General features: G+C 56.2%; 16 protein-coding genes. 8 read left to right on the top strand and 8 right to left on the bottom strand.

Annotated elements, in window-relative coordinates; all coding sequences use genetic code 11:
* Window positions 1-143: 143 nt before the first annotated feature.
* Entirely contained in the window at window positions 144-776 is a 633-nt protein-coding gene (locus B5F76_RS08740; RefSeq protein WP_144268437.1) for a hypothetical protein, read from the top strand.
* A 448-nt stretch (window positions 777-1,224) separates the two neighbouring features.
* Window positions 1,225-2,577, top strand: a complete 1,353-nt coding sequence (locus B5F76_RS08745; protein ID WP_162608778.1) for a GGDEF domain-containing protein — start codon at window positions 1,225-1,227, stop codon at window positions 2,575-2,577.
* Here B5F76_RS08745 and B5F76_RS08750 read toward each other — a convergent pair.
* Genes B5F76_RS08750 through nikA form a run of 5 tightly spaced genes read right to left on the bottom strand, consistent with a single transcriptional unit; the run spans window position 2,559 to window position 7,640 of the window.
* Entirely contained in the window at window positions 2,559-3,377 is an 819-nt protein-coding gene (locus B5F76_RS08750) for an ABC transporter ATP-binding protein (RefSeq protein WP_087353383.1), read from the bottom strand. The genes B5F76_RS08745 and B5F76_RS08750 overlap by 19 nt on opposite strands.
* The gene (locus tag B5F76_RS08755) at window positions 3,374-4,204 is read right to left on the bottom strand and encodes an ABC transporter ATP-binding protein (protein ID WP_204218359.1); all 831 of its coding nucleotides are present in this window, start codon (window positions 4,202-4,204) and stop codon (window positions 3,374-3,376) included. Before B5F76_RS08755 ends, B5F76_RS08750 begins: the two co-directional genes overlap by 4 nt.
* Complete coding sequence (gene opp1C / locus B5F76_RS08760) at window positions 4,201-5,052, bottom strand: nickel/cobalt ABC transporter permease (RefSeq protein ID WP_087353385.1); 852 nt, start codon at window positions 5,050-5,052, stop codon at window positions 4,201-4,203. The genes B5F76_RS08755 and opp1C overlap by 4 nt, the downstream gene beginning before the upstream one ends.
* Window positions 5,052-5,987 carry a nickel/cobalt ABC transporter permease gene (gene opp1B, locus B5F76_RS08765; protein WP_087353387.1) on the bottom strand — a complete coding sequence of 312 codons (936 nt, stop codon included), beginning with the start codon at window positions 5,985-5,987 and terminating at the stop codon, window positions 5,052-5,054. Before opp1B ends, opp1C begins: the two co-directional genes overlap by 1 nt.
* A 24-nt stretch (window positions 5,988-6,011) precedes the next feature.
* Complete coding sequence (nikA, locus tag B5F76_RS08770; RefSeq protein ID WP_239407005.1) at window positions 6,012-7,640, bottom strand: nickel ABC transporter substrate-binding protein; 1,629 nt, start codon at window positions 7,638-7,640, stop codon at window positions 6,012-6,014.
* Window positions 7,641-7,836: 196 nt separating this feature from the next.
* On the opposite strand from nikA, the gene B5F76_RS08775 reads away from it, so the two are divergent.
* Both B5F76_RS08775 and B5F76_RS08780 read left to right on the top strand, forming a co-directional pair.
* On the top strand, window positions 7,837-8,628 hold the full coding sequence (locus tag B5F76_RS08775) for a class I SAM-dependent methyltransferase (protein WP_239407006.1): 792 nt from the start codon (window positions 7,837-7,839) through the stop codon (window positions 8,626-8,628).
* Between the two features lie 55 nt (window positions 8,629-8,683).
* Window positions 8,684-10,240 (top strand): outer membrane homotrimeric porin, encoded by a 1,557-nt coding sequence (locus B5F76_RS08780; protein WP_239407007.1) that lies wholly within the window; start codon window positions 8,684-8,686, stop codon window positions 10,238-10,240.
* 509 nt (window positions 10,241-10,749) lie between these two features.
* On the opposite strand, the gene B5F76_RS08785 is transcribed toward B5F76_RS08780, so the two are convergent.
* From B5F76_RS08785 to B5F76_RS08795, 3 genes are all read right to left on the bottom strand, one after another.
* A complete protein-coding gene (locus B5F76_RS08785; protein WP_087353389.1) occupies window positions 10,750-10,974 on the bottom strand; it encodes a hypothetical protein in 225 nt (74 codons plus the stop codon).
* 209 nt (window positions 10,975-11,183) lie between these two features.
* Window positions 11,184-12,128, bottom strand: a complete 945-nt coding sequence (locus tag B5F76_RS08790; RefSeq protein WP_087353391.1) for an alpha/beta hydrolase — start codon at window positions 12,126-12,128, stop codon at window positions 11,184-11,186.
* A 354-nt stretch (window positions 12,129-12,482) separates the two neighbouring features.
* Window positions 12,483-14,558, bottom strand: a complete 2,076-nt coding sequence (locus B5F76_RS08795) for an autotransporter family protein (protein WP_087353393.1) — start codon at window positions 14,556-14,558, stop codon at window positions 12,483-12,485.
* Window positions 14,559-15,908: 1,350 nt separating this feature from the next.
* On the opposite strand from B5F76_RS08795, the gene B5F76_RS08800 reads away from it, so the two are divergent.
* The 4 genes from B5F76_RS08800 to B5F76_RS08815 all read left to right on the top strand — a co-directional run bounded on the left by B5F76_RS08800 (window position 15,909) and on the right by B5F76_RS08815 (window position 21,381).
* Window positions 15,909-16,943 (top strand): pseudouridine synthase, encoded by a 1,035-nt coding sequence (locus tag B5F76_RS08800; protein ID WP_239407008.1) that lies wholly within the window; start codon window positions 15,909-15,911, stop codon window positions 16,941-16,943.
* A gap of 84 nt (window positions 16,944-17,027) precedes the next feature.
* Window positions 17,028-18,395 carry a sodium-dependent transporter gene (locus B5F76_RS08805; protein ID WP_239407009.1) on the top strand — a complete coding sequence of 456 codons (1,368 nt, stop codon included), beginning with the start codon at window positions 17,028-17,030 and terminating at the stop codon, window positions 18,393-18,395.
* 28 nt (window positions 18,396-18,423) lie between these two features.
* The gene (locus B5F76_RS08810; RefSeq protein ID WP_087353397.1) at window positions 18,424-19,791 is read left to right on the top strand and encodes a Y-family DNA polymerase; all 1,368 of its coding nucleotides are present in this window, start codon (window positions 18,424-18,426) and stop codon (window positions 19,789-19,791) included.
* Between the two features lie 168 nt (window positions 19,792-19,959).
* On the top strand, window positions 19,960-21,381 hold the full coding sequence (locus tag B5F76_RS08815; RefSeq protein ID WP_087353399.1) for an alanine/glycine:cation symporter family protein: 1,422 nt from the start codon (window positions 19,960-19,962) through the stop codon (window positions 21,379-21,381).
* The last annotated feature ends 85 nt before the right edge of the window (window positions 21,382-21,466 follow it).

Genomic DNA, 21,466 nt, shown 5'->3' on the forward strand with positions numbered 1-21,466 from the left:
AGCCTGTGGAGAGGCTCCTTGCCTCGTTGAAGCGGAACCCGCCCAGGGATCAAGCTAGCTTGTTTCCGCTGGGAATCCTCCGCCTTTAGGCGGGGGAGGATGTCAAATACAATGGAACGGATCCATGGAAAACACCCCTCGGTGTGACCCCCATGTACGGCCCCATGTCTCCGCACAGTGAGTTCTATTGTCCGCACCTGAACTATTTTCTTTTGGATAAAAACTTTGTTCCCCAACAGCAACTTCAGGAGAAGAAAGGACTGGTAGGGATATTGATCCGGCTGGAACGGACCGACGACCCTGATATTATCAAAGTCATTGTCAGAGAGATGAAACCGCTTCTCCCGAGGGATTTTGCCTTACCATTGCAAGAACTATTCCTTGATTTGATTTACTACCATTTGAGGAAAGCAGGAATCGAAGATATTCCCAAAGTTAAAACTATTGAGGAGATGCATGCCATGCTGGAAGAAAATATTGTGACGTGGAAAGAAAAGTACATTTCACAGGGACGGCAGGAAGGATTACAGGAAGGACGAAAGGAGGGACTACAGGAAGGACTGCAGCAAGGACAGCAGAAGCTTCTGCTAAAATTCCTTAGAAGCAAATTTGGTCTTTTGCCCCAACCTGTGACTGCCTATATTGAAAAGACGCCCGACGATGAAGAACAAATCACTCTGCTCAACATGGCCAACGCGAGCGCTTCCCTGGAAGTCTTTCTTAATCAGCTCCAGACGCTTCCCGGCTACTACACTTCTGTAGAAAAACAGAACTGAGGCTGACTCGGCTCCCTTTCTTTCAGGGCATCCGAAAGCCTCAAGCAAAGGCCTCTCTCTAGCGCATTCCCTTTCCGGACTTCCACGCCTGCCATTTGTGACGCAAATCTCACAAATGACAGGCACATTTTTTCACAAAACCACTTCTCAAGGTATTGCAATACCTTTCGTGTGAGTGTAGAAAGCTGCCTCCCGAATCGCGCACGGCACAGTGCTTGCATTCGGGAACCATACCCTGTTCTCCCTGCCCCGGGAACAGCAACCACTTTTCCGCCCAAGCCCCCGTTTGGCAGTCCATTCAAGACTTCGCTTCCCGGAATACAGGGGACGAACAGGGTATATGCAGACCCTTTTCACAAAAACACAGGATCTTGCATATGCTCCACCATGGTCGGACTACCGGCCCCGCGTTTTTGTTTCGCCCCATATGCCTGCTGCAAGAGGAGCCATGAGTACTTCCCAAAACAGCATTCTCAAAGCCATTGTAGCCCACGACTACGAATTCGCCCTGCTCATCGACTGCCAAACCGGCCGGTTCACCAGTTGCCACAGCTCGCAGGACTACGAGATCTTTCCCAAGGAGGGCAACTACCACGAGGAGCTCATCGCGGCCAGCGAACAGCGCATCTATCCTTCGGATCGCAGGCACTTTCTACATTCGCTGACCATTGACGCCATGCGTGAGGCTCTTGAGCGCAGTCAGCAGCGCGTGCTCTTTCGCAGATTTTCTGCCAACGGCCAGATAGTCTGGGTGGAGGCCAACTTCTTCTATATCTCGGAGGCAAGAGACGAAATCGTCCTCACCTGCTATCCCAACAACCCGCAGGCTGCCGACCTGCCAGCGGGCAGTTCCCCGCAGATCCTGCCGTACCAGCAGGGCATGCAAATGGGTGACAACGACATGTTCACCAATTTCCTGGTGGCGGATCTCGAGAACGACAGATGTGTGCGCCCTCCCCATACAGATGGGAACATGCAGGATACGGTATCATTCAGAAAACAGATAGAGTGGTTTGCCAACAACCTGCTCGTGCCGGAGCAGCGCGAGGAATACCTGCGCTTTTTCGAGCCGGAAAACCTTGTGCCCCTGCTGCGCAGGAACAGGGGCTTTTACTGCGCGCATTTCACGCTGCAAATCGACGATGACAGGCATGATGTGGCCAATGTCATCAGCCTGCTTCCAGCCCCATGCGGATCCCCTTGTGGCAGCGACAGGGAATTTCTCTTCGCCTATGTCCTGGACATTACCCATCTGCAGGAAATACGGGAACACAGCAGGCAGCTCATGCAGCAAAGTCGTCTGGATCCCCTGACCGGCATCGCCAACCGCCAGGCAGCGGAAAACGACATTGCCCACTACCTGCACGTGCAGCCGGAAGGAGAAAGCAGCCTGCTCCTCATCCTGGACATCGACTACTTCAAGCACTTCAACGACAACTACGGTCACGAAACAGGCGACAAGGTCCTCTCCTTCATTGCCAGGACCCTGAAGGCGACCTTCCGCAAGGAAGACGTTGTGGGACGCTGGGGCGGAGACGAGTTTTTGCTCTTTTTGAAGAACTTTCGCTCCATGGAGGCTGTGACAGAGCGTCTGCACAAACTGCGCACGACTCTCGAGAGCTTTGAGATGGACGGCATGAGCCTGCCCATACAGCTGAGCATTGGCGGAGCTGTTGCCGAAGGCACATGCAACAGCGTTCTGGAACTCTTCCGTCTCGCGGACACTGCTCTCTACATGGTGAAGAGGGAGGGCCGCAACGGCTTTGTCTACTTCACGGACACCTACGTACGCGCCTTCTGATTGTCCGCCACCCCACTCTCCTCCCCATCCTCGAAGTTTGAGCGAAAGACTATGGTGCTCTGCAAAAGCTGCTTGAGCCTGGGGGAGAGACTTTCCCTGTCCTTGAAGAGAGCCTTTGTCGCGATATCGTCCGTGATCCTGCCCCCGTCGAGCACAAGGATTTTTTCGCAAACCCTGGAGGCCAGCTGTATGTCGTGGGTGATGAAAAGGCAGGCCATATCAAAGGTCTCAGAGCGCAAAAGCTCTGCCATCCCGGCCTGCAAAGAGACGTCCAGGGAACTTAAGGCCTCGTCAAGGACAAGGATATCCGGCCTTGCAGCCAGGGCCCTTGCAAGGCACACGCGCTGTATCTGTCCTCCGGAAAGCTCAAGACAGCGCCTCTCGCGCAACGAGCCTGCAAGGCCTACCCTGTCCAGCAGGGTTGTCATGTTCGATCCGCCAGGGGCCTGCTTTGAGCCCCTGGCCCAAAAGCCCTCGGCTATGCATTCCTCTACCGTGAAGGCCGGATTCACGGAGGTCACGTAGTCCTGGAAGACCACGGCCATGCGGCCACGATTGGCTGCACGCCAGGCAAAAAGATCCTGCCCTTCCACCACTATCTCGCCTGCATCCGGCCTTTCAAGGCCAAGGAGCAGCCTTGCAAGCGTGCTCTTGCCGCTGCCGCTTGCGCCAAGAAGCCCTGTCACACCCCCGCGCTCAAGGGACAGTGAGACCTCCTGCAGGACAGATATCCTTTTGCGCCACCCCCTCTTGTAGGCTTTTTTGAGGTTGCGGGCGATGAGAAGCGCGTCGTAACTCATGGCTTTCTCCCGAAGTTCACCGAAAGGGCCTTGCGCGTGCGCACAAGGTAGCGTGTGTACTCGTGCTCCGGCGCGTTGAAGACGGTTTGGGCACTGCCGTATTCCACACAGCGTCCGCCCTGCAAGACAAGCACAGTGTCCGCCATCATCTGCACTGCCCCAAGGTCGTGGGACACCAAAATGAGTGCCGTGCCCCTCTCCTGGACAAGTTTTTTCAGGGCCAGCAAGACCTCGTACTGGCTTTGGGCGTCCAGGGCAGTGGTGGGCTCGTCCGCAACAACAAGGCGCGATTCAAGGCCAAGAGAGATAGCTATCATGCAGCGCTGAAGCATGCCCCCGGAAAGCTCGTGCGGGTAGCTATTTGCAACACGCTCATCCAGGCCAACCTTCAAAAGAGAGTCCAGGACAAGCTCCCTTGCCTCACTCCTTCCCAGGTGAAGCCTGTCGCGAAAAAGACTTGCCAGCTGCGAGCCCACCTTTTCAAGCGGATCAAGGGCTGTCATGGCCTGCTGTGCCACAAGGCTCATGCCCACACCGCGCAAAATACGCCGCTCGCGCTCTGCCATGGCAAGAACGTCCCTGCCCTCGAATAGGACTGTGCCCCTTGCCTCGAGGCCCCTGGGCACAAGTCCCAAAAGGGCGCGGCAAAGCAGTGTCTTGCCTGAGCCAGATTCCCCCACTATGCCAAGAGAGGCCCCTGCCCGAAGCTCAAGGTCCACCCCATCCACAAGGACGCGGGAGGAAAGGCTCTCGCGCACGCTGACAGTGCGCGCGCAAAGCAATGGCGCATCCGATTCATGTACCATATTGTCGCACGCGCGTGTCATACCCTGCCTCCGGGTTTGCCATAGGGATCGAAGGCGTCGCGCAGGGCATCGCCCAAGAAGTTGAAGGAAGCGACTACTGTCAGGATGGCAAGGCCTGGCGGCAGCATCTGCCAGGGGTGCAGGATCATGACGTTGCGCGCCTCTCCAAGCATTGTGCCCCATTCGGGTGTTGGCGGCTGCACGCCAAGGCCCAGGAAGGAGAGTGCCGAGATCATGAGCAGCACAGAGGCGCAGTCCAGGGTGGCGAGCACGCAAAGCTCGCCCAACGTATTGGGCACAATGTGGCGAAAGAGGATGTGGGTTTTGGAAAAGCCTGCCACGCGTGCGTAGGAGACGTAGTTCCTGTCGCGGATGTTCAGGGTGAAGGAGCGCGCCATGCGTGCGTACCAGGGCCAGCGCGCAAGGACACAAGCCAAGAAGGCGTTTTCCATGCCTGGACCAGCCATGCCCACAAGGGCAAGCACAAGGACCTCCGAGGGAAAGGACATGAAAACGTCTGTCACACGCATGAGAATGGTGTCAAAGATGCCCCGAAAGGCCCCTGCCACAAGGCCCAGAAGGGAGCCTACGCCCACCGTGACCAGCATGACCGAAAGCGCCATCCCCATACTGGTTCTGGCACCATACAAAAGGCGAGAGAAAAGGTCCCGTCCCAGATGATCCGTACCCAGAAGATGCTCGAAGGAACAGGGGGCAAGCCTGTTTTTCATATCCACCATCATGGGATCGTGCGGGGCTATGAGGGGTGCAAGAAGGCCTGCCAAAAGCACGAGAACAAGAAAGGCAAGCGCAAAAAGCCCCAATCGTTTGTGGCAGAGGATCTGCCAGGCAAGGCCCAGGCGTCTCATTATGGCTGGCCTCCCTTGCGCTTTCTTGGGTCAACATATGTTCCCACGATGTCCATCACAAGATTGAAGAGCACAAAGAAGAGGCCCATGAAGACGACGTAGGCCTGGATGAGAGGAAAGTCGCGGTTGAAGATGGCTGTGACGCACAGTCTTCCAAGACCAGGCCAGGCAAAGACGCACTCGACCACAAAGGTACCCGCGAGAAGCTTTGGCAATGTCATGCCAAGGGCTGCCAGGGTAGAGTTCAGGGAATTGCGAACTATCCTGCAAAGGATTGCAAGGGGGTGCCTTCCCTGGGCCTTGAGATAGAGCACAAAGTCCTGCTGACCTGTGGCAAGCATGCTTGCGCGCAAAAGGCGCGTGTAGGTGGCAAGGGAGGGAAGCGCAAGGGTCAAGACTGGCAGGATGAAGGAGGCTGGCCCTTCAAGGCCTCCTGTGGGCAAGAGGTTCAAGTGCACGGAAAAAAGCCAGATGAAGAGCAGCCCTGCCCAGAAGGTAGGTGTGGCAGAGGCCAGAAAGACCAGGGCGCGCGCAACTGCGTCCGGCAAGCGCCCTTCTGTCACAAAGCACAGTATGGCGCAGGGAATCCCCACACAAAGGACCACAAGGACTGCGGAGAAAGCCAGGGCAAGGGAGGGCAAGAGGGCCTTTGCCATCTCCTCTGCCACTGGCAAGTGCGTCACAAAGCTCTTGCCAAGGTCCCCCTGCAAAGCTCCCTTGAGCCACACGAGATAGCGTTCGAAAAAGGGTCTGTCCAGGCCAAGCTCGTGGCGCGTTGCCTCGATCACCTCTGGCGTGGGTGTAATGTCGTTTACGCGCAATGCCACCTCTGCCGGGTCCGAGGGGCTCAAAGAGGTCAGGCAAAAGGCCAGAAAGGAGATGGCAAGGCAAAGGGGCACAAGGGCCGCAAGGCGTCGCAGGACAAGACCAAACATGAGTTTTTTCCGGATACGGGCAGGCTACTTCGCCCCAAGGCGCATCTTCTCGAAGGGGATTTCGTACTGCGAAAGCCCGAAGGAGACGTTTTGCAATTCCTTCACAAAGACTGCCCTTGTGCGCGAATAGGAGATGGGAATGTAGACGCACTCCATGTGCACGTAGGAGAGGATGTCCCGATAGAGGGCCTTGCGGGCCTCCTCGTTTTGCTCTGTCATGAGGCGCGTGATTTCCCCATCCAGCCACTCCTTGCGCTCCATGCCAACCTGCGCCTGATAGTCCCCGTGGGCAGGCAGGCGCCAGGAGGAGACGTAGGATTGCGGGTCATAGGGCGTTCCCCAGGAAAGCGAGTACTGCAGCTCGAAGTCCCCGGACTTTTGCCTGTCCAAAAAAGCCTGTTTTTCCTCGCCAAGAAGCCTGACTTCTATGCCGAGCTTCTTGAGATCAGCCTGCAAAAATTCACCAATGCTCTTTTCCTGGGCGTTGTTTGCGTTGTAGGCAAGGCGCACCACTGCCTTTTCACCGCCTTTTTGACGCACACCGTCCTCGCCCAGGATCCAGCCTGCCTCGTCGAGAAGGCTTGCTGCCCTTGCAGGATCGTGTGCGCGAACTTCCAGGGGCACGTCGCAGTAGCGAACTTCTGGCGAGAGCAGTGTGTCTGCCCTTGTCTCTGTGCCGTTCAAAAGGCCGTCCACAATGGCCTGCCTGTCCACTGCGTACTGCAATGCCTCGCGCACGGCACGCTCCCCTGTGAAGGGCTGATGGGCGTTGACAAGGATTGCCCGTGAGGCAATGGGCTGGCTTTGGGCTGTGGCAAGGCCTCCCATGGCCTTCAGAGCCTCGAAGTTGTCGAGGCTGAACATGTCCCCGTCTGCCCCAAAGACAAGATCTATCTCGCCCTTTTGCAGGCCGAGGATGATGGCCTGATGGTCTGGCACAACCTTCCAGCGCACAAAATCAAGCCCGGGCTTCTCACCCCAGTACTTTGTGTTGGCTTCAAAGAGTGCGTATTCGCCTCTCTTGTGTTCTCTTAGGATCCAGGGGCCTGTGCCCACAAGGGCTGTTACACCTTTGGCTGTCCCGCCCTCCTTGAAGCATTTGGGTGAGATGAAGCGGAAGGGACGTACCAGCCCAAGCTCCACAAGCGTCGGGTAGTAGGGATGGGCCAGGGTCAGGCGCACGGTGTGTTTGTCCACCACCTCGCAGGAACTTATCTCGTTTACCAGATCGAGCCAGGCGTGGCGCAGCCTGTTGGCAAGGACAGCCTCGATATTGAGGCGCACAGCCTCCGCGTCAAAGGCTGTTCCGTCCGTGAAGAAGACATTTTCCCGCAAATGGAAGGTGTAGGTTGTGCCGTCCTCGGATATGTCCCAGGACGTCGCAAGCCATGGTTTCACCCCTTCCTTCGTGTTTATGACCAGGGATTCGAAGACCATGCCCTGGGCAGCCATCTCCCCTCCGTAGAGGTGGGGGTTGATGTCGCGTATGTCCTTGGTGCTGGCGTAGACAATGCCCGAAGCGGACGGGGTTTGGGCTTTGGATGCCTTCTCGGAAGTGTCCTCACATGCGGCGCACATGAAGGCTATGCTCAGCAAAAGAAGAAGTGTTGCTGCGCGGGCGAATATCCGGCGCGAGGGTTGCCAAATCTGCATGGTCTTCTCCGGGCGAATTTTTTGCGTGACAGGGCTTCAAAAAAGCGCTATCAGCTTTCTTGGTAGCACGCATTGATATTTTCGTGTTACCGGATTTTGTCTAGCACAGACCGGGCGTGATTGCAACGCTGAGCGCGAAAGTGTGTTTGTTTCGGCACCTTGCACTTTGCGATTGGAACAGGTCCCGGTGGGGGAGATGATGGACAGCACTGCACACGCCTATATTGATGCTGCGACAAGCGGCATATCCGCTCTCGAGAGCATACGCAGCTACTGGAACAGCCGTGCCCTTGGCTATTCCTGCAAGACAAGAAAGGATCTCGAGGCACTGGATCTCGATGCAGGCGAAGAGAGCTGGCTCAAGCGCCTTCTCCCCCACCTTGACAAAAAGAGGATGCGCATCCTGGACGTAGGCGCAGGCCCCGGCTTTTTCTCATTGCTTCTTGCCCGCCTTGGACACGAGGTCACTGCCTTTGACTACGCCGAAGACATGCTTGCAAGGGCTGCCGAAAATGCCAGGCGCTACAACGTCTCCCTCACGCTGCGCCAGGGGGATGCGCAAAACCTGCCCTTTGCAGACGAGAGCTTTGACCTCATAGTCTCAAGAAACCTCACCTGGAATATGGAACAGCCGGCACAAGGCTACGCGGAGTGGCTGCGTGTCCTGAAATGCGGGGCCGAGCTTGTGAACTTCGACGGCAACCACTACCGCTATCTCTTCAGCCCCCTCTACGCAGAGGAAAAGCTGCGTCTGGACGACACTGCCCACACCCCGCAGATGATGCAGGGCGTAGACCCCTCGCGCATGGAGGCCATAGCCTGGAACCTCCCCCTGAGTCGCGAGGACAGGCCCGAGTGGGATGTGCAAACCCTTGAGAGGCTTGGTGCAGTGGACATCAGGGTAAGCGAGGAGAAACAATCCGCACGCTATATGGGGCAGGACAGGGAAATAGTCACAGCCTTTTGCGTTGCTGCCCGCAGGGCCTGATACCAACAACGTCCGCAAGAAGGGCGGACAAAACTCTCCTTGAGGAGAAGACTCTATGCCTGTGCGCCACATGTTCCGCGCGCGGACTCTTGTTGCATGCCTTTTTGCGGCAGTCCTTCTTTTGGCTCCAGGCACCACCAAGGCCATCGACTTCAGGGCCAGGGGTGTCTGGATCTCCATGCTTGAGTACGGCAATGGCGGAAACTTTGTATCCCGAGACCGTCAGGGCAAGGGCGTCACGGGCTGGGGCCGCTGGGGCGAAGACGAGTTCGAGGCCAAGACACGCGTGCGCCTGCAACTGGACGCCGTGGGCTCGGAAAACCTGTCGGGCTCAGTCTATTTCGAGATAGGTGCCTTTGCCTGGGGGCGGGCAAGCAAGGGTGGCGCCCTTGGCGGTGACGGCGCAATCGTGAAGGTCAAGGGTGCCTATATGGACTGGGCCATTCCCGGAACCAAGATCAAGACCCGCATGGGGCTGCAGCGCATCCATCTTCCCGACTATGCCTCGGAGGCCTCGCAGGTTTTTGACGCAGATGTGGCAGGCGTTTCCGTGAATGTGCCCGTAAACGAGCTTCTTGGCCTCACGGCCTTCTGGGCGCGCCCCTTCAACGACAACTGGGGCGGAGCAGAAGAGAGATCTGCCAACTATCTGGACAACGTGGACCTCTTTGCCCTCACCCTTCCCATGACTTTCGATGGCGCACGCATAACGCCCTGGGCCATGGTCGGCTTTGTGGGCGAGAATGCCTTCAGGAGCAGTGGTTCCGGCAAGTATTACGATGCAGGCTATGGTGGCGGCCTCTCCCCTGCTGCCTATATGCTCGACGGCAGGGACAATGCGTTGAGCTTCGGCACAGCCTTCTGGGCTGGCATAACAGGCGAGGTAACAGCTGCAGACCCTTTTCGCCTTGCCTGGACCTTCAACTACGGCTCCTTCGAAACTGGCGAGAAATGCCTGAACAAGCGGGGATGGCACGCCTCGCTCCTTGCGGAATACAAGCTCGACTGGGGTACTCCCGGCATCTACGGCTGGTACTCCTCTGGCGATGACGGCAATATCAGGAACGGCTCCGAGCGCATGCCCTCTCTGGACTACAACAACGAGTCCACCAGCGGCTTTTCCGGATTCGGCCAGCTCGGCACCTGGACCATTGGCAGGGATGCTGTCCTTGGCTACACCTTTGCCGGCACATGGGGCATAGGTGCGCGCCTGAAGGACATAAGCTTCGTTGACAAACTGAAGACAACCCTGCGCGTGAACATCTACAACGGCACAAACGATGCGGCGATGGCGCGTCACATCAAGAGCGGTGCTGCAGGTGTTGAAGTGCCGGGTGCCACCTGCAACGGGTACACTCCGGACTTCTATTCCGCCAATCCCAATGGCATCTATCTGACAGAAAAGGATTATGCCATGGAGATTGGCATGATGACCACCTATCAGATCTACGAGAACCTGCGCCTTCTTGTGGAAGCCAACTACATTGCCATGTGGCTGGACCAGTCATCAGACGTCTGGGGCGGATACCGCAATGCTGCAGGCCAAAGGGTCGGGGCCAACAGCGTCGAGGACTGCTGGAACGTGAACGTGAGCTTCATCTACCGCTTCTAACCGGGGGGGGCATTGTTTGGGCACTGGACGCAAAGAGTCCAGTGTCATGTGTTTCATGACCTCAGGAAAAAGTCCGCCCAAAGGCCAATGACAACGGCAACTGCGCCACCAAGAGTATATGCAAGCCAGATATCCATGATTTTGCCCTCCATTTTGGCATTCCCGGGCATTTGCGGACATTAGCCGAGCCAGCCAAAGCCCTTGGCAAGACAAAGTACAATCACAATTCCAATGCCTATCTGCCATTTGATGAGCGTGTTGGCCGACTTTCTGATCTGCAGCCTCAGCTGCGCTCACAATCCTTCCTGAGCAGCACAGTGGAATGCTTCACATCTTCTCTGTTGTGGCATGCTGCAAGGCAGAGTCCCCTGCCTCGATTTTGCGCTCAATGGAGCGGTTGTGCTCTTCATGGGGCGTGTCCAATTCGCCTTTGTTCATGTGTTTCCTCCCATATGTCTTTTGCCCTTTCCTTCGAGCTCTTCAAGGCTGATTGCGGGTAGCTCTGGTTCTCAGAAATCGAGCCAGCCAAAGCCTATGGCAAGGAGAACAGCCAGTGTCCCAAAGCCAACGAAGGCTATTCCCAAAAGACATATGAAGGTTCTCATGCATGTCTGCCTGAACCGAATCTCAAACTGATCGCAGTCCTGCTTAAGCAGCCCTGTAGTGTTCTGCACATCCCCGCACGTGGCAGGCTTGTATGTGGCTTGTATGCGTAAGGTTGCTCTTTCCTCCATGCTGTTCTCCCTGAAACGAATTCCTGGCGAACCATTTCGCCCTTGTCCCTTTCAACCGCACAGGCTGAACTTCTTTCCTGCCACAAGTCTTGCACACGCTTTTGCGCATGGCAAGCCCGAATCAAACTTTTGCGCTAAAGGCAAAAAGCCCTCCGGCACACAAAACTGGTGCTGGAGGGCTCTTCGAGAATGGATTTGAGGATATGGGGCTAGAGGTATTTTCCGAAGAATTCTGCAAGCTTGGCAACTGCCTGATCAACGTATTTGGGCTTGTCGTAGAGGTCCACGTGTGTAGCACCCTCGACCACAAAGAGCTCCTTGGGCTCCTTCGCGATGTCGTAGGCCTCTTGGCTAAAGAAGATGGTGTCCGCAAGGCTGCCCACAATGAGCAAAATGGGACGAGGAGACACCGTGTCCAGGAACTGGAAGGCATCGAAGGCTGCAAGCCTGTCCAGACTCTGCACTGCCATCTTGTTCACGGCCGTGGGGTATTTGCAGCGCTCCGTCATGTAGTAGTCGGACGCTTCCTTCATGATGGTTGGTGTTGTGTCCGTGAACTCTGCCGGAGAATTGGGCACATAGCCCACGTACTGGGGCTCTCCGCCATTGGCTTCGGCTGTACGGGCCGCAGCAGCTGCCTTCAGGGCGTCTGCCATGGCAGCATTCTTGCCCTTGAAGGGCAGACCAGCCCTGATCCATGTGCCCACATTCCAGGCGCACACGCCGGCCGCAGCCTTGATGCGCATCTCGGTCTGCACTGCGCTCATGGTGTAGCCGCCGCCAGCGCAGACACCCATGGCGCCGATGCGCTCATTGTCCACATACGGCAGGGTTGTGAGATAGTCTATGTCAGCGCGGATGTCGTCCACGCGGGCTGTGGGATCCTCGAGATGGCGCGGGGTGCCCTCGCTTTCGCCCTGATAGGAGGCATCAAAGGCCAGGGTCACATAGCCCTTCTGGGCCAGATTCCAGCAATACAACGAGGCCACCTGTTCCTTCACTCCGCCATCGGGATGGGTGAAGACAATGGCCGGATAGATCGCGTTGGCATCGAAATTGGGCGGAAAGAACACAAGACCTGTAATCTTGAGGCCTGTTTTCATGAAGCTGACGCGGGTGCCTTCCTGATAGTGAGTATCCGTTGCAAATGGCATACCAGTTTTTCCTCCAGGGATAAAAATCTTAAACACTCGAAATACCAAACAGATATTTCGGGAGACGTCTTCAGAAAACCATGGATGGAACCTGCAGGATTTCCGCCCTTGTATGAGTTTATGTATATGAAGTCTCATAGCCTAAGACAAGAGACCGGCTTGCCAAAAAGTTGCCAAATTCTATCAACAAACACTGTGTGCATGACGCGCGAGGTGAATTTTCAATAGCCTTCCCTGCCTGTGCCTTGCGCGAATCTCCGCAAAAGAACCGGGCCCCGACAATACCGCAGAAAGTACTGCCAGGGCCCATTGTATTGGAGGGGGTGTCTGCTCAAAGGGCAGACTTCATCTTGCCTAGAACTCGTAGCGGAACATGCCGAACACGCCGTGACCAGTGCTGTTCTGGCCTGCCTGCAGGGTATAGTTCACGCCAACGCTCATGTTCTCGTTGCCGAACTCAAGGCCGACCCCGCCCTGCCAGGTGAAGTAGTCCATCATCTGGGTTTCCATCTCGGTGACGGGGAGATTTCCGAAGCGCACGTCCTGCTTTGCCTTTATGTCGCCTGCGGCAGGAATGACCGTGAAGTCAACGGATGGCTTGAAGTACCAGTCGTTGTTCCTCTCGACTTCCTTGCTGAAGGTGATGCCAACCGGGAAGGTCCAGATGTTCTGCTGGAAGCCGTCGCCTTCGAGAACTGTTCCCTCGTTATTGTCCACGTCGTAGCCCCAGGTATTGATGCTCATGTAGCGGGCGCCCACATGGGGGATGAGGTCGAGATACTGGGTCTCGAGTTTGTACTCGAAGCGCAGGCCGGCGGAGATTGCGGAAGCTTGGATGTCTGCCTCAAGGTCGGACATCTTCATACGGGAATCCACGTCCTGATTTACGGAGTTCCAAGTGGATGTGTAGGAGACATCGGCCATGACTGCAAAGTTGTTGTATTCCCAGCCGCCGTAGGCCCCTACTCCCCAAAAAGTCATGGAATTAGTGGTGTCGGCAAAATCTCCGCTGCTCTGCGCAAAGCCGCCGCCCACATTGAACATGAGACCTGCACGGATGTTGTTGGCCCAGGTGTAGTCGGCACCAAGGGAGACGCCGCCAATGTTGGCACTGTAGCCGTAGTCGAGGTTGCCGGCTTCCATACCAAAGCCTGTCTGATTGGACCACAGGGGAGCTATCCAGAGGGCCAGGCCAAGGGCCTTGTCGTCCACAAGCTTGCCATCCACGTTCATGGCCTTTGCGCCATTCTCTGGGTTCGCAAGGCCCAGACGATTGACAACCGCATTGGTTGCGGCATCGGAGGCCATCTTCGTCATCTGCGGCACGGCAGCGGCAAAGGCGATGCGCGCGGCACTCTCCATCTGTTCGACTGCGCCCCTCTTGTCGTAGCCAAGGAACTCATTGTCCGTTGCGCGGGAAAGGAAGCGAACGCCCTGGTCTGTGGAATAGACGTTCGGGGTTCCGGCGTAGAGAGCGTTCACAGTGCCGACAAGCTCTTCACTCAGGCCAGGGAAGACCTTGCTCGCCTCGTTGCGGGTGACAGTGACGACGACCTTGCTGCCGTCTTCCCATGTGGCATCACTCAAGGAGAGCATGTCTGTGGTGGTGTACTTCTTCCAGCCAGCAAGTGTTGAACCTTGTTCACTTGCATTTGCGACGATGATGTATTTCTGACCATCTACGGCGCCCGTAACAAGCAGTTTGGCGCCGGTCTCGACATCGACTGTGCCAGGCGCATCAAAGGTAATGGCCGCCGTGTCGTCATTGAGGGCCTGGCCGTTGACGACCAGCAGGGTATTGCTCGCGAAGACAGCCTTGTTGGTGGCGCTGTTCACCGCTTTATACAACTCTGTGTCTGTCGCGACACCCGTCAGCTTGCCGTTCACGACAAGGCCATTGCCACTCTCAATGGTGATGGGCTTGAAGAGACCCAAAGCAGCCTGGGTGCCATCTTTACTCAATTCGCCGGCCACGCCCCGCAGCCACGTTGCGTCTTTGGTGCCGATAGCCATGTAGGAGTTCTGGCCTACGCCGACCTTGCCGCTGAGAGTCAGTACATCGGAGGTTTGTGTCTGGTCGCCAAGGTTTTCGACGGCCACGTTGCTGGATTCCTTGCCCCACTCGGGATCGACAAGAATCATGCCGCCCTTGAGATTGACTTTCTGGGCCGCCAGGGTGGTGCCGCCCTCAGTATCGCTCTCAGATCCCACGGCGAGAATGCTGCCTGTACCTTCCAGATTCAGGGTTCCCTGAATATTGGCCTTGGTTCCGTTGGTCAGGGAGAGATTCTTGACCTCGCTTGCTGACTCATTGGCGCCGGTCAGGTTCAGAGTACCGCCGTCGACGGTTGCTTCCTGGGCTTTCAGAGTCTGGGCTGCAACATGGGTCGCATTTATGTTGTTGGCTGTTAAGGTATCTCCAGCATCCAAGGTCAGCTGGGCATTGTCAGCCTTGCTTATGTCATTATTTCCAACATTTATATTTTTAGCAATGATTGATCCGTTTGCATTTTTTATTGAATTATCTACTACTATACTATCATCTGCTTGTATAGTTCCATTATTACTCAATTCAATTTGTTTTACATTAATATTTCCAGTTGAAATATTATTTTTTGTCACATAAAGTTTACTTTTGTCAGCTACAATAATACCAGAATTATCTTCAATGCTTCCTATATCTCCATTAACAATAAATAGTGAATCTGGTCTTATTTTAAGTGTACCACCATCTTCTATTTTAAAATTTTTATTTGTAATTTCTACTTTAGTTGCTCCTGTCACATCAAGAGAGCCACCACTTTTGACAATTAGATTTCCTCCATTCTGAATCTCAAGTTCACTTATTATCCCATCAGATATATTAACAAGCATGAGATTACCAGAGACAGATATTGTTTGTCCAGTATTTATGCTGACATGTTCAGCTATAAGTGTTCCGCCTCCTGTGATTGTAAATGTCTTATGATCATCATTATTGAGTACATTTCCCCAAAAACCACCCCCCTTAGTTTCTAAGGTTCCGTCTCCCACATATCCTGTACAGAGATTTGCAATTGTGGCAGTAACACCTTCCTTGACATGAATCGTACCAAAACCGGTAGCAACAGCGGAGAAGCGGAAGGACTCTGGGGAGGCGAATGTCAGAGTTTCCTGATAGTTTCCTGCGTATACACCCGTTGCTGCCTGATCGAGACTATAGATTGTCACGTTGGCTGCCAAGCTTACCGTCGCTCCTCCCAGCACCAGCATGCCGGCAAGAGCCAGCGAGCCAAAGGTGTTGAGCAGATGGCATTTCTTCAGTACTGCCCTGTAGCGATTGATCAGATTGCCAATGGCTCCCCTTGTCTGTTTCACGACCAAATTCCTCCGTATCCTGATGCCTACGAGACGGCCTGTTATTGATATTTTCCATAGACAGACACTCTGTCTACAAGGGAACAACATACCCATCGCAATAGCATATTGAGTTAGTATGAATTTATACAGAAAATTGCTTGTGCACGTACACAAAATGCAATCAGGATTCTTGTCATTGCAAACCGTCTAGCGTATTGATCCTCCGTACTTTCACTGACAGAGTGTCTGACAACTTTTCGTCTCTCCGCCCACAAAGAGTCCAGGCCCTTCACGCCACACAATCATCTGTAATCACAAGACAAAAGGCACGTTCAATTTTCCCCGTATTGCGGCTACAGGGCTTTTCGGATATACCGCAGACCCTACTTCTTCCCTTGGCCTAGGGCCAAGGGGCTATCCCACAGCATACGAGGCTACAACGTGGCTCCATTCAAGCCAGACAAATCATACTCTTTCGGACACGAGGGCTCACATCGGCACTTCTCCCGCGGCCAGGGCCACACAGGCCCCGATGACAGGACAAGACGCCCAAAGGGCCAGTCTCCTCGGGGCGCGGACAGAGGCCATTCCTTTCGCACCACCCGCCCCTCCCAGGACGAGACTGAAACCAGTCAGGATGGCGTGCGTCTGAACAAATACCTGGCAGGCACGGGCCTTTGCTCGCGCAGAAAGGCGGACGAGCTCATTGCCCAGGGACGTGTCACAATAAACGGCCACCCGGCCCAGGCAGGCGATCGCGTACAAGCCACAGACACTGTCCGCGTGGACGGCGAAAGACTCTCATCGGAAGAGGAAAAGGTCGTTCTCATGCTGCACAAGCCTGTGGAGGTGGTCTCCACTGCCAGCGATCCCCAGGGCCGCAGGACTGTCCTTGACTTTGTGCCGCAAAGATACCGCCACCTGCGCCTCTTTCCGGTAGGCCGCCTCGACTACTACTCCGAGGGGCTTATCCTTCTCACCAACATGGGCGAGCTTGCCCAGCGCCTCATGCACCCGAGTCATTCCCAGCACAAGGTCTACAAAGTCCTTGTGCGAGGCAGGGTCACGGACGCTACCCTTTCCCGCATGCGCAGCGGCATGACCCTTGCCGAGGGCGACGTCACTGCTCCTGCGGGCGTGGAACCAGAGGACCTTGGCAGGGACACCCTGCTCACCATAACGCTTAAGCAGGGTCTGAACCGCCAGATCCGCCGCATGTGCCGCGACTGCGGCCTGACAGTGCTCAAATTGAAGCGCGTGGCAGAGGCAGGCCTCAGGCTTGGCAATCTTCCCGAGGGCGAGACACGGGCTCTCTCGCAGGAAGAGGTGGCTGCCCTCATGCAGGGCCACGCAACCCGTTCTCCGCAAGGATCAGACAAGATGTCAGGCAAGGGTTTTGGCAAAAACAGGAGCCAGGGTCGTGCTCCTTCCCCTGCGCGCAGGAAGGCTCCCGGGCCAAGACGCCGATATCATTGATATCTTGTATTCTGAACAAAGCTTTGCTAGACTCTTTGTCCCCCACATATGGGGGACATCTTTTTTTCGAGGGGGACAGAAGTAGTGGCACGGGAAAGTCTCGGCTCGCGCATGGGCTTCATACTGGTTGCGGCAGGATGCGCCATAGGTCTTGGCAATGTCTGGCGTTTTCCCTACATAACCGGAGCCTACGGCGGGGCCTGGTTTGTGATCATCTTCCTTTTGTGCATGCTTGCCGTCATCCCCATCATGGTCGCGGAATTTGCCATAGGCAGGGCCTCGCAAAAAAACCTTGGCGGCGCCTTTCGCGTCCTTGAGCCACAGGGCACGCACTGGCACAAGTTCGGCTGGATCTCCCTTGTGGGCTGCTATCTTCTGCTCATGTTCTACACGGTGATCACAGGCTGGCTTTTGCTCTACTGCTGGCACATGGCGACAGGCACCTTTTCCGGCATGAGCCCATCCGGCGTGCAGGACTTCTTTGCCGCAACCCTGGCCTCGCCGAAAGCCATGATTCTCGGCATGACGCTTTCCGTGGGCTTTGGCTTTGTGGTGTGCTGGCTTGGGTTGCAGGCCGGTGTCGAGCGCATTGTGAAGATCCTCATGGCAGGCCTTTTCCTCATCCTGACAGCCCTTGTGATCAAGTGCCTGACCCTTGAGGGTGCAGGCGAGGGTGTGAGCTTCTTTCTCATGCCCAATCTCGACAGGATGCGGGAAACAGGCCTTCTCCCCATCGTCTCCGCTGCCCTCACCCAGGCCTTCTTCTCGCTCTCAGTTGGCATTGGTTCCATGACGGTCTTTGGAAGCTACCTGAAGCGCGAGCGCTCCCTCTTTGGCGAGGCGCTCATCATTGCTTCCTTAAACTTCCTTGTCTCCATCCTGGCTGGCCTTGTGATCTTTCCAGCCTGCTTCACCTACAACGTGGCACCCGCGGCAGGCCCAGGCCTTGTCTTTGTGTCGCTTCCCAACATCTTTGCCAGCATGACTGCGGGCAGCTTCTGGGGCACCCTCTTCTTTGTCTTCCTGAGTTTCGCCGCAGTCACGACCGTCATAGGCGTGTTCGAGAATCTGGTGAGCTTTTGCATGGACATCTTTGGCTTCACAAGAAAGAAGTCCGCGGTTGTGAACGGCATCTGCCTCTGGCTCCTCTCCCTGCCCTGTGCGCTTGGCTTCAACGTCTGGTCCTCCTTCCAGCCCTTTGGCCCCGGTTCCAGCGTGCTCGACCTTGAAGACTTTGTGCTCTCGAACAACCTTCTGCCCTTTGGCGCGACGTTGCTTGTGCTCTTCTGTTCCTTGCGCTGCGGCTGGGGCTGGCACGGGTTTGAAGAGGAAACAAACGCAGGATCCGGCATCAAGATGCACAAGGGTCTTCGCCTGTATCTGCGCTGGATACTTCCAGCCATCATCCTCTTCCTCTTCATCGTGGGCTACGTGGACAAGTTCTCAAAGTAGCACAAGCCCATCCGCAAGAGGTCAGGCCATGGAAAACAGGCTTCCTCCTCCCTCGACAAGGGGCCTCTGGGCCATAGTCGACTGCAACAACTTCTTCGCCTCCTGCGAAACACTCTTTCGCCCGGACTTGAAGGGCAGGCCCCTGGTCGTGCTCTCGAGCAACGACGGCTGCGTCATTGCCCGCTCTGCAGAGGCCAAGTCCCTGGGCATCAAGATGGGCGTGCCTGCCTTTCAGCTGAGAGGGCTTTTCGAGGCCAACAACGTGGAGGTCTTTTCCTCCAACTTCCGCCTCTACTCCGAAGTCTCGCGCAGGGTCATGGAAATATTGGCCCATTTTTGCCCCAGGGTCGAACAGTACAGCATAGACGAGGCCTTTTTGTATCTCGACGGCGTCCTTGAGGCCTGCAGCGACGACTTTTGTCCCTACCTCATAGACCGCGTCCTGCACTACGCTGGTATCCCTGTGTCCATAGGCCTTGCCCGCACCCGTACCCTCGCAAAGCTTGCAAGCCATATTGCAAAGAGGCGTAGATGCGGCACCTTTTCCCTTGCCACGGATGAGAAGAGCATGGTCGATCTTCTTTCCGGCATACGGGTGGAAGAGGTCTGGGGTGTGGGAAGGCGCCTTGCCAAAAGGCTTACCGCACAGGGCATCGAGACCGTAGCCCAGCTGCGCGCTGCAAACCCCTTTCGCATGCAAAGGCTCTACAGCGTCAATGTCTTCAACACCATACTTGAGCTGCGCGGTGTTCCCATGATCGACGTGGGCGCTGGCGGACAGCGAAGGACCCTTGCAGCCTCGCGCTCCTTTGGCAACAAGGTGACGGACCTTGCCGATCTGCGCGAGGCAGTTGCCACCTTCACTGGGCAGGCCTTGAAGAGGCTGAGAACAGAAGGGCTTGTTGCGCGCTGCATAGAGGTGCGCATACGCACCTCCTACTTTGGCAGGGTGGAATTCTTCGAGCGCACAAGCACGGAGTATCTCGAGCGCTATTCCTCGGACACCATAGCCTTTACCCAGGCAGCCATGCGCTGCCTTGAGCGCATCTATGAGCCGGGGCACCCCTATGCCAAGGCAGGCATTTTGCTCACGGATGTCAAAAGCCCGGATCAGGTGCAGCGCAGCCTCCTGGACATGGAGGTGAGCGCAGAGGAAGAGCGCAGATCACGGCTCATGGCAGTCATGGACAGTATCAACGCCCGCTACGCCCCTGGGGATGCCAGGCTCAGGCTTGCAAGCGAAGGCTGCAATAAAGAAGCACCCTGGCGCACCCTCAAGGCGCACAAAAGCCCGGATCACGAGTTTCACTGGGAGCCCATCACGGAAGAGCCTGGCTCCGGCCCCCTGAAGGCTGCACGGGCAAGGAAGAGCTTTCCTCCGCCAAACGTCATGTGATGCTGCGACTGTATCCTGTGCCACAGGACAAAAACCCCTCCTTCTGGAACGTCCCTTAAGGAGGGGCTTTCTGTACCTTTCCTGCAAAAGAAGCAGCGTTTGGGCAAAAACAATTGGACACAGTGTGCCATAAGGAATACAAGGGCGAGACACACTACAGGAGGATACATGGAAGACTTTCTCGTGGGAGTGCTTTCTCCCATCAACAACTTTGTCTGGGGACCGGTCATGCTCATCATGCTGGTTGGCACTGGCCTCTACCTCAACATCGGTCTCAAGTTCTTTCCCTTCCGCAACTGGATGAGCGCCTACAAGTGCCTCTGGCAGGGACGCCAGCATCAGTCGGATCGCGGTGAAATCTCGCCCTGGAACGCTCTCATGACAGCCATTGCCGCAGACATCGGCACAGGCAACATTGTCGGCGTTGCCACGGCCATTGCCATTGGCGGGCCTGGTGCCCTGTTCTGGATGTGGATGACTGCCCTGGTCGGCATGATGACAAAGTTCTGCGAAGTCATGCTGTCCGTGAAGTACAGGGAAAAGACGCCTGCCGGAAACTGGGTCGGCGGCGCCATGTACTTTATCAAGAACGGCCTTGGCTCCCGCTGGAAATGGCTTGCCACTGCCTTTGCTGTCTTTGGATCCTGTGCCTGTATCGGCACCGGCGCCATGGTCCAGTCCAACGCCATTGCCGGCAATCTGCAGTCCTCCTTTGGCATTCCTTCCTGGCTTGTCGCCCTGGTGCTGCTCGTTCTTGCGGCCATGGTCCTGCTTGGCGGCGTCAAGCGCATAGGCTCGCTCTCGGGCAAGCTCGTGCCCTTCATGGCAATCTTCTACATAGTGCTTTGCCTTGTCATCATCGTGATGCACATCGAGCTTGTGCCCTCTGTTTTCCTGTGGGTCGTGACCGACGCCTTTACTCCCACTGCTGCAACAGGCGGCTTTGTGGGCTCCACGGTCATGCTCGCCATCCGCATGGGTGTTGCCCGCGGTGTCTTCTCCAACGAGGCAGGCCTTGGCACAGCCCCCATTGCCCACGCTGCCTCCACTGCCGAAAGCCCGCTTGTCCAGGCATCCATTGGCATGCTCGACGTCTTCATCGACACGCTTATCGTCTGCTCCATGACAGGCTTTGTCATCCTGGTCGCCGTAGTCACTCCGGAGATGATCGCAAACGGCACCATCACAAACGCGAACGTGGCAGCAGGCTCGCCCCTGTGGTGCAGCGGCCTGAACGGCGGAACCCTCTCCGCCCTTGCCTTCTCCTCCACCCTGGGCGGCATTGGCGAAGTGGGCGTCAGCATCTCCCTTGTGCTCTTTGCCTTCACCACGGCCCTTGGCTGGTGCGTGTACGGCGAGCGCTGCGTCATCTACCTCTTTGGCGACAGGGCCCAGATGCCCTTCCGCATCGTCTATTGCCTGTGCATGGGCATAGGCGCCCTGGTTGCCCTGGATCTTGTCTGGCTCATAGCCGACACCTGCAATGCGCTCATGGCCCTGCCAAACCTCACAGGCATCCTGCTTTTGAGCCCCGTGCTCTTCAAATACGTGCGCGAGGAGTGCGCAAAGGACGGACGCTTCGTCTGCTAAAGCCAAGGCATTCCGTGCCGGGTAGCCGGCCAGTCTCGGGGGCTCCTTTCTGTCCGCTTGCAGGAAGGGGCCCTCTTTTGCTGTC

Origin of the sequence: Desulfovibrio sp. An276, from assembly GCF_002159665.1 — a bacterium.
GTDB lineage: Bacteria > Desulfobacterota > Desulfovibrionia > Desulfovibrionales > Desulfovibrionaceae > Desulfovibrio > Desulfovibrio faecigallinarum.

Coding starts and splice junctions, on each gene's coding strand:
- B5F76_RS08745 (WP_162608778.1), top strand. CDS start 1,225: ATGAGTACTTCCCAAAACAGCATTCTCAAAGCCATTGTAGCCCACGAC.
- B5F76_RS08750 (WP_087353383.1), bottom strand. CDS start 3,377: ATGAGTTACGACGCGCTTCTCATCGCCCGCAACCTCAAAAAAGCCTAC.
- B5F76_RS08755 (WP_204218359.1), bottom strand. CDS start 4,204: ATGACACGCGCGTGCGACAATATGGTACATGAATCGGATGCGCCATTG.
- opp1C (WP_087353385.1), bottom strand. CDS start 5,052: ATGAGACGCCTGGGCCTTGCCTGGCAGATCCTCTGCCACAAACGATTG.
- opp1B (WP_087353387.1), bottom strand. CDS start 5,987: ATGTTTGGTCTTGTCCTGCGACGCCTTGCGGCCCTTGTGCCCCTTTGC.
- nikA (WP_239407005.1), bottom strand. CDS start 7,640: ATGCAGATTTGGCAACCCTCGCGCCGGATATTCGCCCGCGCAGCAACA.
- B5F76_RS08775 (WP_239407006.1), top strand. CDS start 7,837: ATGATGGACAGCACTGCACACGCCTATATTGATGCTGCGACAAGCGGC.
- B5F76_RS08780 (WP_239407007.1), top strand. CDS start 8,684: ATGCCTGTGCGCCACATGTTCCGCGCGCGGACTCTTGTTGCATGCCTT.
- B5F76_RS08785 (WP_087353389.1), bottom strand. CDS start 10,974: ATGGAGGAAAGAGCAACCTTACGCATACAAGCCACATACAAGCCTGCC.
- B5F76_RS08790 (WP_087353391.1), bottom strand. CDS start 12,128: ATGCCATTTGCAACGGATACTCACTATCAGGAAGGCACCCGCGTCAGC.
- B5F76_RS08810 (WP_087353397.1), top strand. CDS start 18,424: ATGGAAAACAGGCTTCCTCCTCCCTCGACAAGGGGCCTCTGGGCCATA.
- B5F76_RS08815 (WP_087353399.1), top strand. CDS start 19,960: ATGGAAGACTTTCTCGTGGGAGTGCTTTCTCCCATCAACAACTTTGTC.